The following is a 14,399-nucleotide window of genomic DNA, read 5'->3' as shown; positions in this document are numbered from 1 at the left end:
GCGTCATGGAACGCAATTTGTTCGGTGGCACACCTGCTGATGTCGCCGAGAACGAAGCCGGGGTGCGCGTCCCCGGCGGCGTGGGCCTTGTCTGGGACGGGCCGGACGAGGGCGCCGCCCAGGTCACCGATCTGGTCGACATCAACGGCTCACCCATCGTCCAACTCGTCGCTGACGAACGGGGCGTTGTCCCGCCGATCTGGGGGCCTGCGGACGGCCGCGAGGCCCTGTGGGCGGACTTCGGTGTAGGGCGGGTCAAACTCACCTCCTCGAATCTGGGTGAGCGGTACAAGGGCCACACTGAGGCTCTCGACCCGCACGGCTCGATGGCGTACACGGACAGCCAGCTCAACGCGTACGTTCCCCGGCGCGGAGCGCGCCTCACGGTGGAGAAGGGGGCCACTTGGTCCTCTTTCACGGTGCCGGACGTCGACAGCGCGGGCGGTGACGCGCTCGGCAACGTGATCCGGCTGGAGACCGAGAGTCGGACCCCGTCCGGTTACACGGAGTTCACCCGCGTCCAGAGCAACGGCGCCGTCCTGGTCGATCCGATCGGGCCTCATGTTCCGGTGGCTATCGGGCAGTACGAGGGGGCGGCCGAGAACAGCACGGCCCTGAGCGTCTCCCGGGGCCGGGCTGGCACGGACCCCACGGTGTTCCGCGTCCGGGGCGATGGGCGCGTCGAGGCCAGCGGCACCATATCGGCGCCGAACATCGGCGGTGCCCGTCTGTTCTCCGGCCCGGCCGCTCCCGCTAACCCCCGCGTCGGAGATGTGTGGGTGGCCTATGGCTCGTAGTGACACCCCGGTCATGGTGTGGGCGGGCACGGCATGGGTGGAGGGCGTCAGGCGGGTGTGGGACGGAAAATCTTGGGTGGAGCCGGCCGTGCGGTTCTTCGACGGTGAGGCGTGGCAGGCGAAGCCCCCGGCGGCCGTACCGTTTCCCGCGTACGCCGCGTCAAATTCGGGCCTCTTCGGCCGTGCGGACTACGTCGGCGGCCCTCTGCCGCCGGTACGGGTGAGCGATGTCGTGGTGTCGGTCTGCGCCGCTACCGCCACGCCGCAGCTCGTCTCACCGGGCGGCTTCGTCGCCCAGGCCCACCAGCTCAGCTCGGGCCACTGGATCGCGGTCGCCGTGTGGCCGTACGACGGGCGTGGTGGTGATGTCGTGTGGCAGGTTTCGGGCAGCATGAGCGCGACGACGATGAATTTGATCTACCGCGGCGGGGACACTTCCAGCACACCGTCGGCCCCCGTTCAGGAAGTGCGGCAGTATGACGGCGTGAACCGCCTGCCGCTGACGTCGGCCGGCGACTTCACCACTGTGTTTCTCGTCCTGGCGGAGTCCGTGGATCTCACCGGCTACGCGTGGCCTGCCGGGGTCCTGCCCCGGGCGGAGCAGCTCGGGCAGTTCGGCACCCTCGACGTCAGTCTCCTCGCGGCCGACACCCCCGGCTCGGGCAGCTCCCCGGGGGAACTCGTTCTCGACACCACCGCCGCCTCCGCCGCCTGCGCGAGCATCCAGGTGCGGGGGATCAACGACGGGCGGCCGACCTGGATTCTCGGCGACACCTCAGCGTCCGTACTCGGCACCACCACGGTATTGGGGTGATCACATGGCAACGGTGAAGACCTGGACCTCCGGCGAGAAGATTTCCCCGGCGGTGATGAAGGCACACGTCAGCGATGTTCTGCGGGGCCTGCTGGAACCTCCCGCGTGCCGCCGCACCGCGACGAATCAGGGGAGCGAGCAGCGGCCGGCCGATACCTGGCAGGTCATGCGGTGGGACAAGCCCGGCATGGGCGCCGGGGCCGCTCACTCCTACGACACCACCGGGGGCGCCATGTCCCGGGAACCCACGAAGATCCACGCCCCGATACCGGGGTTGTATGAGGTCACGTGCGGTGTCGTGGTCCGTGCGGTGTCCGGCACCTTGCCGTTCACGGTGTGCGCGGTGAACCGGAACCAAGAAGGCGGCGATGCCATCAGTTCTCTGGCCTTTCTGCGGTTCGGCTGCGGCCGGGCCAGTTACCGCGAGAAGGCGGGCGCAGGGTCGGCCACCGTGCCGCTTGCGGCCGGTGATTTCGTGTCCCTGGCCGTCAACGGCAGCGCGGCCTTCTGCCTGGGCGATGGTGAGGCCGCCCAGCAGATTTCCCACATGGAAATGCGATGGGTGGGGGTGACGCCCTGATGGCCACGCCCATGGTTCACATCTGGCAGCAGCGGGAGATCGTCACCGCTGACACGCTGAACCGGTACATCAGGGACGTGCACCGTTTCCTGTACCGGACGCCAGCGTGCCGGGTGACTGCGCGGCAGCGCGGCACCCATCCGGGGGCCGCCCCTTCGGACGCGTACGGCCGCGGGTGGGTGCCCTTCAACACCTGGACGACTTTTCCTCTGTACCTGCCGGGCAAGGGACCGACGCCGGGCGAGGAGTACGACCCGAGCGGGATGGTGAGGCCCGGTGATGGCGGTGTCGTCTGGCGGCTCACCGCTCCCGAAGATGGCCTGTACGCGGTGGCCTTCGGCGGGGTCATCGAGACCAACGGGGACGCGGCCAACGTCCACGTCCGCCTGGGCAAAAACGTGTTGGCCGAGGACCAGTGGAACAGCTCCGCAGTCTTCGCCGCGCACTGCCCCGGCCGGGCAATGGCAGCCTCGGACGGCACCGCCCGCTACATCGGATCCATGTCCACGACCATCAACCTCAAGAAGGGTGACACCGTCTCGGCGGCCGGCATCGCCGACAAGGATTTCGTCCTGGGGCGCTCCGATGCCCCGGGGCGCTCGTTCCTCGAACTGCGCTGGGTGGGGAGACTGCCGTGACCATTCCTGCTATCGAGTCGTGGACTGTCCGCGAGCTTGAAGACGCACCCGCCATGAACCGCCGACTCGCCGACGTGCACCGGTTCCTGATGAACCCGCCCGCAGCCCGCGTGATCGGCATGAAGCGCGTGAAAATGCCACAGGGGGCGTACTCGGTGCTGCCGTTCTACCCCGTCGGCCGGGAGGGTGGGCCGGTCACCTCCTACGAGACGTGGCCCGGCATGGTGCCCGTATCGAAGGGCGACAGGACCATGGGACAGGACACGGCCTGGCAGTTCATTACGCCAGTGGACGGCCGGTACCGCATCACCGTCAGCGGTCTGTTGGACACGGGCACCGGCTTGGACGACCTCCGCCATCAGCTGACGGTGGAGATCGGAGTCAACATGAGTGCCGGTACGGGGGACGCGATTGCGGGGGCGTCGGTCGACACCGTCACGCCCGCGCAGGTCACCAACTACACGCTTGGCGGAGGTCATTCGACTGTGCAGCGGCTCAGCAAGGGCTCAAAAGTCCAGTTCGCTGCGAAGTGCCTGTCCGCGCCCGCGTTCGGGTGGGCGAATGACGAGGTGTCCCAGCAGTACAAGTACGGATCATTCGCTGAAATCAGATGGGTCGGCGCAATCTAGGAAAGGACCCCTATGGGAATACCGGAAATCCTCAACATCGTGCTCGGCACAGGTGGCGCGGCTTCGCTCGTAGCTTTCGTGAAGCTGTGGCGGGAGCGTAAGGACACGTTCGCCCGCGCCCGGCGCGAGCACATCGAAGACCTTGCCAAGTGGCGCGCCGAGCTTCAGGACACAGTCCACGAGCTTCAGGCTCTGGTCGAGTATTACCGGTCGGTGTCTGCTGACTATGCCTGGCAGCTTCGGCAGAGCGGTATCACGCCTATGACGAGCGCCGTGAAGCCAGGACCGGACACCCGCTAACTAACGGAACACCGAATCATCACCCCGGCAGCGACCGGGGTTTTTCTATGCCCAAAACGAAGGAGACAGCTTTGTCAGTTGCGCAGAAGGTCATGAACATCGCCCGCAGTGAGGTGGGCTATCAGGAGGGTTTTTCCGGCGGCCACTGGGACAACAGCCAGAAGTTCAGCGGCGCCGTGCCGGGCCTGGAGTGGTCGGACGAGCAGCCCTGGTGCTCCACGTTCGTGAGCTGGGTCTTCCAGGAGGCCGGTGCGAGCGACCTCGCGCCCGTGACCGCGTCCTGCCTCGAAGGAGTGTCGTGGTTTGAGGACCGGGGCCGTTTCTCTGAGTACCCCGCAGTTGGCGCCGTTGTGTACTTCGGCGCCAGTGGCGGCAGTCACGTCGGCATCGTCACCTCGTACACTGCCGACACCATTTACACGGTTGAGGGCAACACTAACGATTCCGGTTCGGCCGAGGGTGATGGCGTTTACCGTAAGGCCCGTCCCCGCAAGTCGAGTTATGTCTTCGGATACGGCTACCCGGCCTACCCCGAGGGGATTGTCGTAGCCGATCCGGCATGGAAGGGCCGTTCCGGCGTCACCTTCTTCGGCCAGGAGGCGAGCGAGGATGACCTCCCGAGCGGCGGAACTTCCCGACCGGACAAGCCGGCCCCGTCTGGCCGGGTAGTGATCGACGGCCTTCCGTACGGGCCGGGCGCCAAGGGGGCCCACATCACCCGCCTCGGGAAGATGCTCGTCGCGGCTGGCTGCTCCGCTTACGAGGAGGGGCCGGGGCCGGTGTGGACGTCCGCTGACACCAAGTCGATGCGGAAGTACCAGATCAAGATCGGTGACACGGGAGCGGAGGCTGACGGCATCCCGGGGAAGCTCCAGCTCGCGCGGCTGAAGCGTGACTTCGGGAAGGCGGCCTAATGGGGCGGCGCGGCGTGCACCGGGGCCCGGCATCCACGCTCTCCCTCACGGAGTTCGCCCGGCAGCACCCGGCACGGTTGTACAGCATCGCTGCGGCAACCGTCGCCCTGGTCGCGGAGTACGTCAGCATCCCCCAGGAAACCGTTCTGGCGCTGGTGGCCGCGCTCCTGGGCGCTGGTGAAGTGACTCAGCGGGTGGAGAACGGCAAGACTGCCGAGGCGTTCGCGTTGCTGGCCAAGGGGGTCGCACCATCCCCACAGGTGGGTGAACTGCTCCCCGAATCACAGCGATCCGCTTGCGTTCACCTGACGCCCAGTCCTACAGTCATGACTGCGCCGCCCGAGAGGGCAACCAAGGTTGAAGGCGTTGCTCCCCGCGTTAGCGGGGATTGTAGGACCTCTCCGCGCTAGCGGAGGTGAGCCGAACGGTGCGGGTATAACCCGACCAGAAGGCCAAACGCTCCGCGCTAGCGGAGGTGAGCCGAACGGTGCGGGTATAACCCGACCAGAAGGCCAAACGCTCCGCGCAAGCGGAGGTGAGCCGAACGGTGCGGGTATAACCCGACCAGAAGGCCAAACGCTCCGCGCAAGCGGAGGTGAGACGAGCCCCCACCCGGGTAACCGGGTTGGGGGCTCGCTCCGTTGTCCCTGCCCCTGAGCGCCCTGGGACTTTCCGGTTCACCAGGGCCTCTTCTGCCTTTGCTTCAGATGCGATCCCGCAACGCTTTCTTGCGCGCATCATCCTTGCGGATCTCCGCAAGGCCGGAGAAGAACAATGCTGCGGCTGTCGCGGGTATCCATCCCCACTCAGCTATGAAACCAACAATGACGCCCAGAATGGGAATGTCATCCGTTGCTATTCCGAGCACGATCATTAGAACGCCGGTGAAGAACCAGGTTCCCCAAATTATTTTGTGGGTGTCGTTCACTGCTGATCTGATGTCTTTGTAGCCGTTGCTCATGGGTGTCCCCTCCCGTAGTTCTAGACCAGCAGCTTACATGCATGCTCGGTGCGCCCCGCAGCTAACGAAAGCCCCCGCCATCCGGATCGGATGGCGGGGGCTTTTTCGCTATGTCGGCACTCAAAGCATGGCGCGGACTGGGTTTTCCATGTCGGCAGGCTGGGGTCTGGCCGGCTGGACTGGTGCAGAAATTTTAACGGGGGCCCTATAAACCCGGAGCTGGGGTGACGGCGTGGGCTCCGGCGCCCTGGGCGCCGGTGCTGCGGTCGGCGGCTGGGGTTCCGCCACCGGTGACTGGTCGTCGGTGGAGTCGGCGAGAGAGAAGACAACGGCCGGGCGCCCCCCGTTGCCCAGCTTTTCCGAGCGGACCACGATACCGGGAAGTGCCCTTACCTCTGCGGCAGTTGCGCCCACGAAGGGCAGTAGCTCTGAGGAAGTGGCCTTACCGCCGTGCAGGTCGATGCGGGCCCGGACCTTCTCCATGAGGCTGAGCGGCTGACGCTTCGCCTTCGGTGCGTCGCTCTCTCCGATGATGGCTTCTACGGACTCCATCGCGTACCTGACCAGTGCTGCGGCGGCCTTGAGGTCGGTCACCGTGATCTGAGTGCGGAGGTCGAAGAGCGCGAAGAGAGCGGCGATGCGCCGTACTTGCTCGTTGCAGCGGGCGGCGAATGCTTTGAGTCCCTCGGACTCTCGGGCCATAGTGAGGAGATCCTTTCTGATGATGTCGGCGGCGTCGTAAGCGTCGTCGGTGAGGGTGACCAACTTCGCCCGTTGCCCGTGACGGATGGCACGGGCCATGGCTTCGCCGATGTCGGGAATGATGTTCGCGGGCATCTGGTGTCGTTCGCTGAGCCAGCGAATCTGTTCCACGGGCAGGATGATCAGCCGGTTGTAGCTGCCGCCGTCGCGGTCGGTCGTGCTCATGCTGGACCGGAATTCCGCCGGGGTGATGTGCCCCATGATCGAAACCCGAGGGGCCTCGATCTCCACTGGTTCCTTGGCCCTGGAGGTGGCGACCGTGGCTCCGTCCCACAGGTCCCGGAGTACCTGAGAAAGGTTCGCCTGCCGACGGCCGGCCCGCAGGACGCGGGCGTATTCGGTGTCCACGATCAGGGCGTGCCCGCCACGGTCGGAAATCGCCTGGATGAGCCCCGCCCCGCCGACCACGCCGTTGATGACGTGACCGGCCATGAACGTTCGGTTGGCGTCCCTGGCTACCGCCGTCGCCAGGCCCCAGGACTGGCCCTTACCTTCACCGGTGTCGCCGCACAGAAGCACGTGGAGCATGAGGGGCATGGAGCCGGAACCGCGCTGTACGCGGGTGTCCGGGAGCATGGCGGAGAAGGCGCACAGCAGGCCGCCGAGCAAACCGACCGGTGACCATTCCACGTGAGGGGCCAGGGAGTTGATGGCGTCCCGGAGACGGCCGGTGCACAGGGTGCGATAGTCCGGGGTGTTCATGCGGCGACCGCCTGAACCTGGTGGGCCAGCTCGTAGGTTCGCCGGAGCTGCTCAGAGATGCGGCCCCGGTCGGGCACGTCGTACCCCTGTTGGCGGGCCCAGGTCCGAATGGCACGGTTCTTCTCGCGGTCGCTCATTCCCGTGCGGGCAACCACGACCGGATTGGGCAGCGGGTCACCACCGATGAACTCACCGGCGCAGACGGCGTCCTTGAACCGGCCGGGTACGGTCGCGTCCATGCAGGGAATGCCGCGTTCCCGGGCGTCCCTCAGTTTGGTGGCGTTCTTCTCCGCACCTTCACCACAGATGATGAGCACAGTGGACTCGTCGGCGCGGCCCGCTACCCGGAAGCCGAGGTTGCGCAGCGCTTCCCGGGCGTCGTCCCACGAGTAGCCGGGCACTTCGCCGGTGAGCATCACGGACGGACGCTCGTCGTGGTTTTCACCCGTGCCGACAGACTCTGAATCCTGTACGGCCCGGCCGGCTGCGGGTGCCGGATTTTCCTGGTGCTGCTCAACCACCGGCTTCGCCGCGTCCCCGGCATCCGGCGCTGCGGCCGTGGCAGGCTCGTCGAGCGCATCCGCCAGCCACCACCCGAAACGGTCTGCGTGCTCGGTGCACAGGTCCCACGCACGGCCGCCGAGGGTCAGGACCTCCGACGCCTCCACGTGAGACCCGTCCCGTGCCAGGTGCGCGGCGCACAACACCGTCTCCACCAGTGCGGGTGCGGGGGCCGGAGCGGGAGACCGCTGTTCGTTCAGATCGACCGGCGGACGGTGGGAAGGCGTGGTCACGGCGGGCTTGTCGAACCGGGCCCGGACGGCACTGGTGACCCGTTGCCCCGTGACACGCGCCCGTGCAGCGGCGGGCGGCAGCGTCTCCCGCACATACCGGGCGGCCCTCTTACCAGCGCCCGCGAGCTTCTCCCGGGCCGGGCGTGCCTGACGAAGCCGACCAACCATGTTCCGCACTGCCTTCTCCTGTTTCCGTGTCGTGTCGGCACTCTCAAAATTCCGCGGGGCCGTGCCGGCTGCCTCGCTCAGGTTTTTCTCCGGCTGTTCCACCGTGGCCGGGGCCTGCGGAACCTTCGGTGCAAACACCTCAGCGGCTCCGCAGATGACCCGCCACGCGGACGGCTGTCCGCACTCTGTCTCTGTTTCCGCAACCGCCGGTACCTTTCGGCTCCCGTCTGGGTTGCGGCCTTGGGCTACCCACCACGCCTCGCGTGATCTGCGCTCGGTTTCCCCACCAGGCAGCACCGGCAGTACGTAGCCGCCCCTAACGTGGGCCCGCTGCCGCTGCGCCTTCCGCACGGCAGCCATGCCCTTGTCTTCGCTCAGCAGCCCATCGGGCCACGTACGGGCCATCTCTAGGGCTTCCTGGCCGTCCTTGGTCGCCGCAACCTGCCCGGCCTGCGGGGGCAGACTCAAAAATCCAGCACCGGCCAGCAGCCGTACCGTCTCGGCCTTGACCTTGCGCCCCTGCCCTCTGATATTCCGCCGGAACGCCCCGCAGTCATCGGCATGCAACTGCCCTGCCGCCGCCCACTCCACGACGTCGGCCAGTGCAGCCCACCACCGCAGCTTGGGCAGTACGTCTTGGGCTCTGAACTCCAACAGGTACCGGAGATCGGCTTCTTCGGGTGTCTCGTGGGCGGCTATCCCGTCCCGGCCGCAGGGGTAGGCGTGGTTGCAGCGTTTCCCGCCGCACCAGTCGGGGTGACGCTCATCCTCCAGGGCCTCGGCGGTCGGGATGTTCTGCCCCACCCCCGAGCCGGCCGCCACCTCAGCCGGGATTTCCTCCGTGTCGGCAACCTGCAAATTCTGTGGGGCCGAGCCGGCTTCGGGCTCGGGCTTTGGCCGGGGCTGTGATTCGCCTGCCGCGATTCGCCAGGCCGCCGAGCGCTGTTTCCGGGAGATTGGCGCGATGCCCTGCGGGGGCTTCTGCGGCTCGGGCTCGTCCTGGTCGGCGTCTTCGAACTCCCGGCCTTCCGAACCGGCATAGCCGGTGCACAGCGGACGCCAGTCCTTACCGTGGTGGCGCTCCAGCATCTCGGCGAACGTCGACCGCGCCTCAGGCGCCGTGTCGGCAGGGGAAGAATCCGGGGCCTCGTCGCAGCTGGCCGGGCCCTGGCCGGAGTTGTCTTCCGTGTCGGTGGGCGCGGCAGCTGCATGCTTGCGTATCGCGGGCATGATGTCCGCCGGGAACGGCACAGCCTTGAAGGGCTTCACATCATCCGTGCCGATCCGGCCGCCTTCCGTGTAGCAGCGCAAGGAGTAGCGCCAGCCGTTGGTGTCCGTGTGGCGTTTGGTCTTGCCCAGGTCCCGCAGAGCGTAGGTGTAGACCCCGCCCTGAACCCTCACCTCGTGCTCTCCATGCCAGCCGCCCCGGTACCCCATGAGTTCTTCGCCGTGCTGTAGGCCCATCTCCGCGCGGGAATCGGTCTCGTCGGCGGGCTCTGCCGTGAGGGGGGCCTCGGGCTCTGACAGCTCACCGTTTCCGCCCGTGTCGGCGAGCGGGCTTTCCTCCCCCTCGGAGCCGGCCGGAACCCCGGCCGAAATTTCTTCCGTGTCGGCACGGGCCGCCAGGGCGGCGGAGTGCTCGCGCAGGATGCTCAGCATCTGCGGCCACCGCTTCTCGTAGTGCTCGGTGGTCTGCCCGACGTACACGAGGGCGTCACCGTCGATGTAGTGGATGTGAAGGTCAGCGCCCGGGTAGGTCAGCCACTTCTGGCCGCCCGTCGTCACCTCGTAACGGTGGCCCTCTGCGCTGGTGATCGTCCAGAAGTTCTCGACGTGGTAGGTGATGCTCTCGCCGTCGCCGACCTCCGGCAGGATCCACAGCCCGGACGCGTAATACATCAGCTGCGCCACCGTGCACGCATCCTCGGACTGTGAGCGCCGCCAGTGGTCCCGGATGACGTCCTGGGCTGCGCCCATCGTCTCCACGTTGCCGAGTGCCCAGACGTTCAGCTCGTCGCCCTGCCCGTGGGCCCAGTGCACGCGGTAGAAGGTGTGCGCCGGTACGCCGTTCTTCACCTTGCCCTGGCAGTCACCCGTGATCGAGTAATCGCCATCGCCGCCGATCTGTGCGTCCCACTGGTAAGAGAAGCCACCAGAGGTGGATGGCCGCTCGGTCACGATCAGCTCCGGTTGCGGCTGGCCGCACGTGCGCACGGGGCTGTCCTCGCCCCACCACTCTTCCGCGCTGCTGTACGCCGCAGGTACTCGCCCCGTGCGCGCGAACTCGGCCTTCTCCGCCTCGATGACCTCGGCAACGACCTGGTCACGCTGCTCTTCCCACAGCTTCTCGCGGTGTTCCTGGAGTTCGGCAATGGCGATGAAAACGTCCCACTCCACATCGGCACGTGCGCACGCCTCCGCCCGGACATCCGGCACACCGCGCCCCAGCAGTCGGGCTGTGCACCAGGCGCACAGTTCCCGCCGCTCTCCTCCATGGTCCACGACGATCCGGAAGCGGTAGCGCGCTGACTTCCGTTGTCCCTTGTCCCAGCAGGACGCACAGATCCCGGCCCCTGTAGCGTTCACGATCGCGGTATCGGCCAGCATGTGGTGCTCTACCGAAACCTCTTCATTCAGTTCCGCGTCCACCACGTCAACTGAGGGCTTGTCCTCTTGCTGCGGCTGCTGTTCGCCCCGCGCCACGGCGTCCGCAAGGATCGCCCGCTTCATGGCCGGGCGGGACTTCTCGTTCATGCACAGCCGGTCACCCGAGCCGATGTGAACCACCGTGTACGTACCGGCGAGCATCGATATCCGGTAGGCGTGCCCCAGGAGTTTCGCGATCTCCCGGCCCTTCTCACCGGTGATGTTGATGTCCTTGATCTTGGGCGCAGGCATGCCCGTCTCCCCCTGCTTCGCCGTCTTCCCGGTCTTGCTCCCTGACTTCTTCTGCTTCTGCTGGGCTGTCCGCTCCGCGAGCGTCAGCGGGCGCTCACCCTGCCCCCCGACCCATGCCGCGTACTGCGCCAAAGCGCTCCGTTCCTGCTCCACGGAAAGCCCCTCCGTGTACTGCTCCGGCACGAGATCCAACAGGCCCAGGTGGAACCGGCCGTCGCACACGAACACCTCACCTGCGCCCGCGATCTCCACCACTGCCTTCTTCGACTTGCCACGCCCCCATGTGAACCCGGGTTCACACATCACGCAGTGCACCCGCGTTTCGTCGTGGAGTCGAACCAACCGCATCGCTGCGCGCGGTACACCCGCAAAGGCGAATGACTCGATGTTGGACAGCGCCGTCTCACGGGTCGGCCACGCGAGCCGCCCGCACATCCGCTGTCCGGACGCGTAGAAGAACTGGTAGCGGTCGCCGCCTCCCTCATGGCGCATGAGTCGGAATTCCTGCCCTAGGAAGATCACCCGTTCATACCCGGGCTCCAACTCCTCGATCTCCCACTCCAGCGACATGCGCAGAGGGCCGATCAGCGGCGGGTGTCTCTCCGCAGGGTCAGCACTGGGCAAGGCCGCCCGCACCGCCTCCGGTGACACGCCCAACTTTTTTGCCATGCATTCGGGGCAGTCCTCCCACGTGTACGGCTCTCCCTCGCCGTCACACAGCATCACCGGGTACGGGGGGCAGGTACACACGTCGTCGCTACCGCACTTGCAGTGCGCCCAGGACGAATCCGAGTAGTACCCCGCGTAGCGCACCTGCACCGTGCCCTTGGGGGTTTCGACGTCGACCGGCTCACCCGGCACAGCGTCACGCCACAGCGCAACTGTTGATTCGGCCGGGGCAGGCTCGGGCGTGGACTTCCGCTCGCTCATGCGCGGAGCATCGCTCTCGTCAATCACCTCGAACGTCACCGCGTCACCCCACTCGGCCAACACCTTCTCCGGCGACATGCGCCGGGGCGCCTTGTGCGGGCCCTTGTCCAGCGTCGACCCCCACACGGGGACATTCCCCGTCTCAGCCTCCGCGATCTGCCGCAGTGCCTCAACCTCCACGGCTTGACGCGCACGAACGTGCGCAATCATGAGCGCTTCCACCTCCGCACGGGTCCGGATCGGGCGCCGGTCCGTGTGCCGGATCTGCTCATGCTTGGGCCATCTCCGGGAATCGCCATAGTTCGTGGGGTACTTGGCCTGGGACGTACGGATGATGAACCATTGGTGGCCACGCAGAGCAACCCAGAACGCCATGCCGCGCCAAGACGACACGACTGTCCAACGCTTGTGCCCGTCACCCCACTTGAGAGTGACCGGGTCCGCGTGGTCAGCCGTGTCGGGCATCGTCACCGTGACGCGCCCCGACGTGGTCTCCGGCTCATCCGGCTCCGGGGCAGGCACCGGCAACGGGGCAACATGCTGGGCGTCCCACGCTTCGAGCGCGGCCACCTGCGCGGCGTGGTAGGTCTCCCATTGGACCCGCTGAGCGGTACGGCACACCCCACACACCGCCACACCTGACGTGATCGCCTTGTCACGGGAGACCATGTTGACCAGCCGGACAGCCTTGCCGCAGAACGCCACCCCGTTTTCAACGATGAAATGGGCAGTCCTGCCATGCTTGCCGACGATCCCGACACTCACGCCCGACTCTTCGAGGGTCGCCCCGTAGATACCCATGTCGGGGCGCCCACTAGCGTCCCTCTGCACGTCCGGAACCGCGACCCACACCGGACCGGCCTGTACCTGCTGTGCACGCTCCGTCGGCCCCAACTCCGGCTCCGGGGCGGGCTTCGCCTCCTCGGGCGCACCGGAGATCACAACATCGGCAGTCTCCGGAACCTCCGTCGGCACGGTGCCGAACTCACGCGCATGCGACCGGGAAAGGGCATAGCTCACGGTGTGCGTACCTCGCCCGTCCCGGACGATCACCCATCCAATGCGCCGCACCGTGTCCGGCTGCACCCGCGCACCACACGCGCAGTCGTAGCCGTAGCCACCCTGCGTACTGTCCCCAAGCACCTGACGACACGTCCCCTTGCGCCGCCCGAACTGAGTCGCCCCGTAGGGCCCGTTGTGCCGCACGGGCTCCAAAATCACCAGACCCTCAGGGCGGAGCGTGCCCACGTTCTTCCGCACGTAGGTGGTGACGGCGCCCCTCGACTTGTAACCCTCCGAACCAGGGATCACCCAGCGCCCGTCCAGCGTGACCACGCTGTACCGCTCCGCCGCCGGGCAGTACACCGAGTAGGCAACCGCGCGAGGCACCATGTCCCCCGCGCCCCCTGGACGCGGATACAGCTCAGCGTCCGAGCCAATGATCAGCAGCGCGTCAGTGAGGCCATGCCCCTCCATAGCGGCCTGCGCCGGTGTGGTGATCAAGATCCGTCCCTGCACTGCTTCCATGACTCCGCCCCTCCACTCGAATTGCTCATCCACTAGGCCGCCACCCGCCGCGATGCGGCCAAAGCGAGTCAGTCAACCGCCCGAAGCAAGCAGGACCAGGACCAACACCAGAGACACCCCACGCAGCCGAGACACAGCCACCCCCACAGATTCACGCCCGACTCTTAACAGGCTTCGGAAACGCCCCTACAGGCCCTTGTGAGCCACCTCAGGAAATGGGCGAGCTGTTGAACCTTAGTTAGCCAGTCGACCCACAGAACGGAAGCCGTGGGACTGTCCACAGGACACCCCGCTCCACTCGAAGACGAGACGCTTGCCGTCGTGCTCCATTTCTACCGCCATTCCAATTCCCCGCAAGCCCTATCGGCCGTACTTCGTGAGTGATCCGCATCACAATCAGCCATTCACTCTTCGATGTCAGACGTTTACGAAGAGAAATGAAACACACATCCTCGCAGGTCAGAGGGAGTGTGATGGGTGGGGGTAACCCTTAGTAAATTCGCGGATAGGACCCACCGGGGGTGCCTCCTTTCGACCGTGTACGGGTATCAAACTTTCACCGCGGAGGCCCGTCACGGATACAAAAAGCGGTCACGGAGGCTCCCAGCCGGCCGCTGATGACCGGGCAGCCCGGGAAAAATGCCTCCGGCGGCATCTGGAGGGCCCTTCGAGAGCTTGTTTCGTGGCTCGCGGCCCCTTCGCTCCGCCTGCGGGCGCACGGTGTGCCGCTTCTGCGGTGTCCTCGGTCACATTTCACCGCGGGGAGGCCGGATCGGCGCCAAATAACACCTACATAATTAATGCCGGGGGTTATATACCCGTGAGAGGCCCCCCAGGGCCGTGCCTAAGGTGTCCATACATGAAGAAACCCCTGAGGTCTCGAACCTCAGGGGCATGCATGGGCTCCCCTGATAACTAGGGGGTGGCCTTGCTAACTAACCTGAAAAAGCAAAACCCCCTCCGAAGGGGAGGGGGCTGGCAAGAT

Annotated in this window: 10 protein-coding genes; 7 read left to right on the top strand and 3 right to left on the bottom strand. The window is 66.5% G+C overall.

The features are described from left to right. The first annotated feature begins 5 nt into the window (after positions 1–5). The 7 genes from ACZ6MA_RS19265 (at position 6) to ACZ6MA_RS19235 (ending at position 4,672) form a co-directional block, all read left to right on the top strand. On the top strand, positions 6–797 hold the full coding sequence (locus ACZ6MA_RS19265) for a hypothetical protein (protein WP_469435096.1): 792 nt from the start codon (positions 6–8) through the stop codon (positions 795–797). Further along, positions 787–1,611, top strand: a complete 825-nt coding sequence (locus ACZ6MA_RS19260) for a hypothetical protein (protein ID WP_469435094.1) — start codon at positions 787–789, stop codon at positions 1,609–1,611. Before ACZ6MA_RS19265 ends, ACZ6MA_RS19260 begins: the two co-directional genes overlap by 11 nt. A gap of 13 nt (positions 1,612–1,624) precedes the next feature. After that, the gene (locus ACZ6MA_RS19255) at positions 1,625–2,191 is read left to right on the top strand and encodes a hypothetical protein (protein ID WP_469435093.1); all 567 of its coding nucleotides are present in this window, start codon (positions 1,625–1,627) and stop codon (positions 2,189–2,191) included. After that, positions 2,170–2,829: a hypothetical protein gene (locus tag ACZ6MA_RS19250; RefSeq protein ID WP_469435091.1), complete on the top strand. Its 660-nt coding sequence runs from the start codon at positions 2,170–2,172 to the stop codon at positions 2,827–2,829. The genes ACZ6MA_RS19255 and ACZ6MA_RS19250 overlap by 22 nt, the downstream gene beginning before the upstream one ends. Then, a complete protein-coding gene (locus ACZ6MA_RS19245) occupies positions 2,826–3,458 on the top strand; it encodes a hypothetical protein (protein ID WP_469435089.1) in 633 nt (210 codons plus the stop codon). Before ACZ6MA_RS19250 ends, ACZ6MA_RS19245 begins: the two co-directional genes overlap by 4 nt. Before the next feature lie 12 nt (positions 3,459–3,470). Beyond that, complete coding sequence (locus tag ACZ6MA_RS19240; RefSeq protein ID WP_469435088.1) at positions 3,471–3,758, top strand: hypothetical protein; 288 nt, start codon at positions 3,471–3,473, stop codon at positions 3,756–3,758. A 71-nt stretch (positions 3,759–3,829) separates the two neighbouring features. Next, positions 3,830–4,672 (top strand): peptidoglycan-binding protein, encoded by an 843-nt coding sequence (locus ACZ6MA_RS19235; protein ID WP_469435087.1) that lies wholly within the window; start codon positions 3,830–3,832, stop codon positions 4,670–4,672. Between the two features lie 703 nt (positions 4,673–5,375). Here the strand turns inward: ACZ6MA_RS19235 and ACZ6MA_RS19230 are convergent. The 3 genes from ACZ6MA_RS19230 to ACZ6MA_RS19220 form a co-directional block, all read right to left on the bottom strand. Then, positions 5,376–5,633, bottom strand: coding sequence for a hypothetical protein (locus tag ACZ6MA_RS19230; protein ID WP_469435085.1), 258 nt, complete (start codon positions 5,631–5,633; stop codon positions 5,376–5,378). Between the two features lie 120 nt (positions 5,634–5,753). Beyond that, entirely contained in the window at positions 5,754–7,097 is a 1,344-nt protein-coding gene (locus ACZ6MA_RS19225) for a DUF3987 domain-containing protein (RefSeq protein ID WP_469435084.1), read from the bottom strand. After that, positions 7,094–13,414, bottom strand: coding sequence for an Lsr2 family DNA-binding protein (locus tag ACZ6MA_RS19220; RefSeq protein WP_469435082.1), 6,321 nt, complete (start codon positions 13,412–13,414; stop codon positions 7,094–7,096). The genes ACZ6MA_RS19225 and ACZ6MA_RS19220 overlap by 4 nt, the downstream gene beginning before the upstream one ends. Between the last annotated feature and the right edge of the window lie 985 nt (positions 13,415–14,399).

The organism is Streptomyces sp. NPDC042259 (assembly GCF_055582085.1).
The sequence above is the reverse complement of the archived record's forward strand: the minus strand, read 5'-3'. Positions and strand labels throughout refer to the sequence as shown.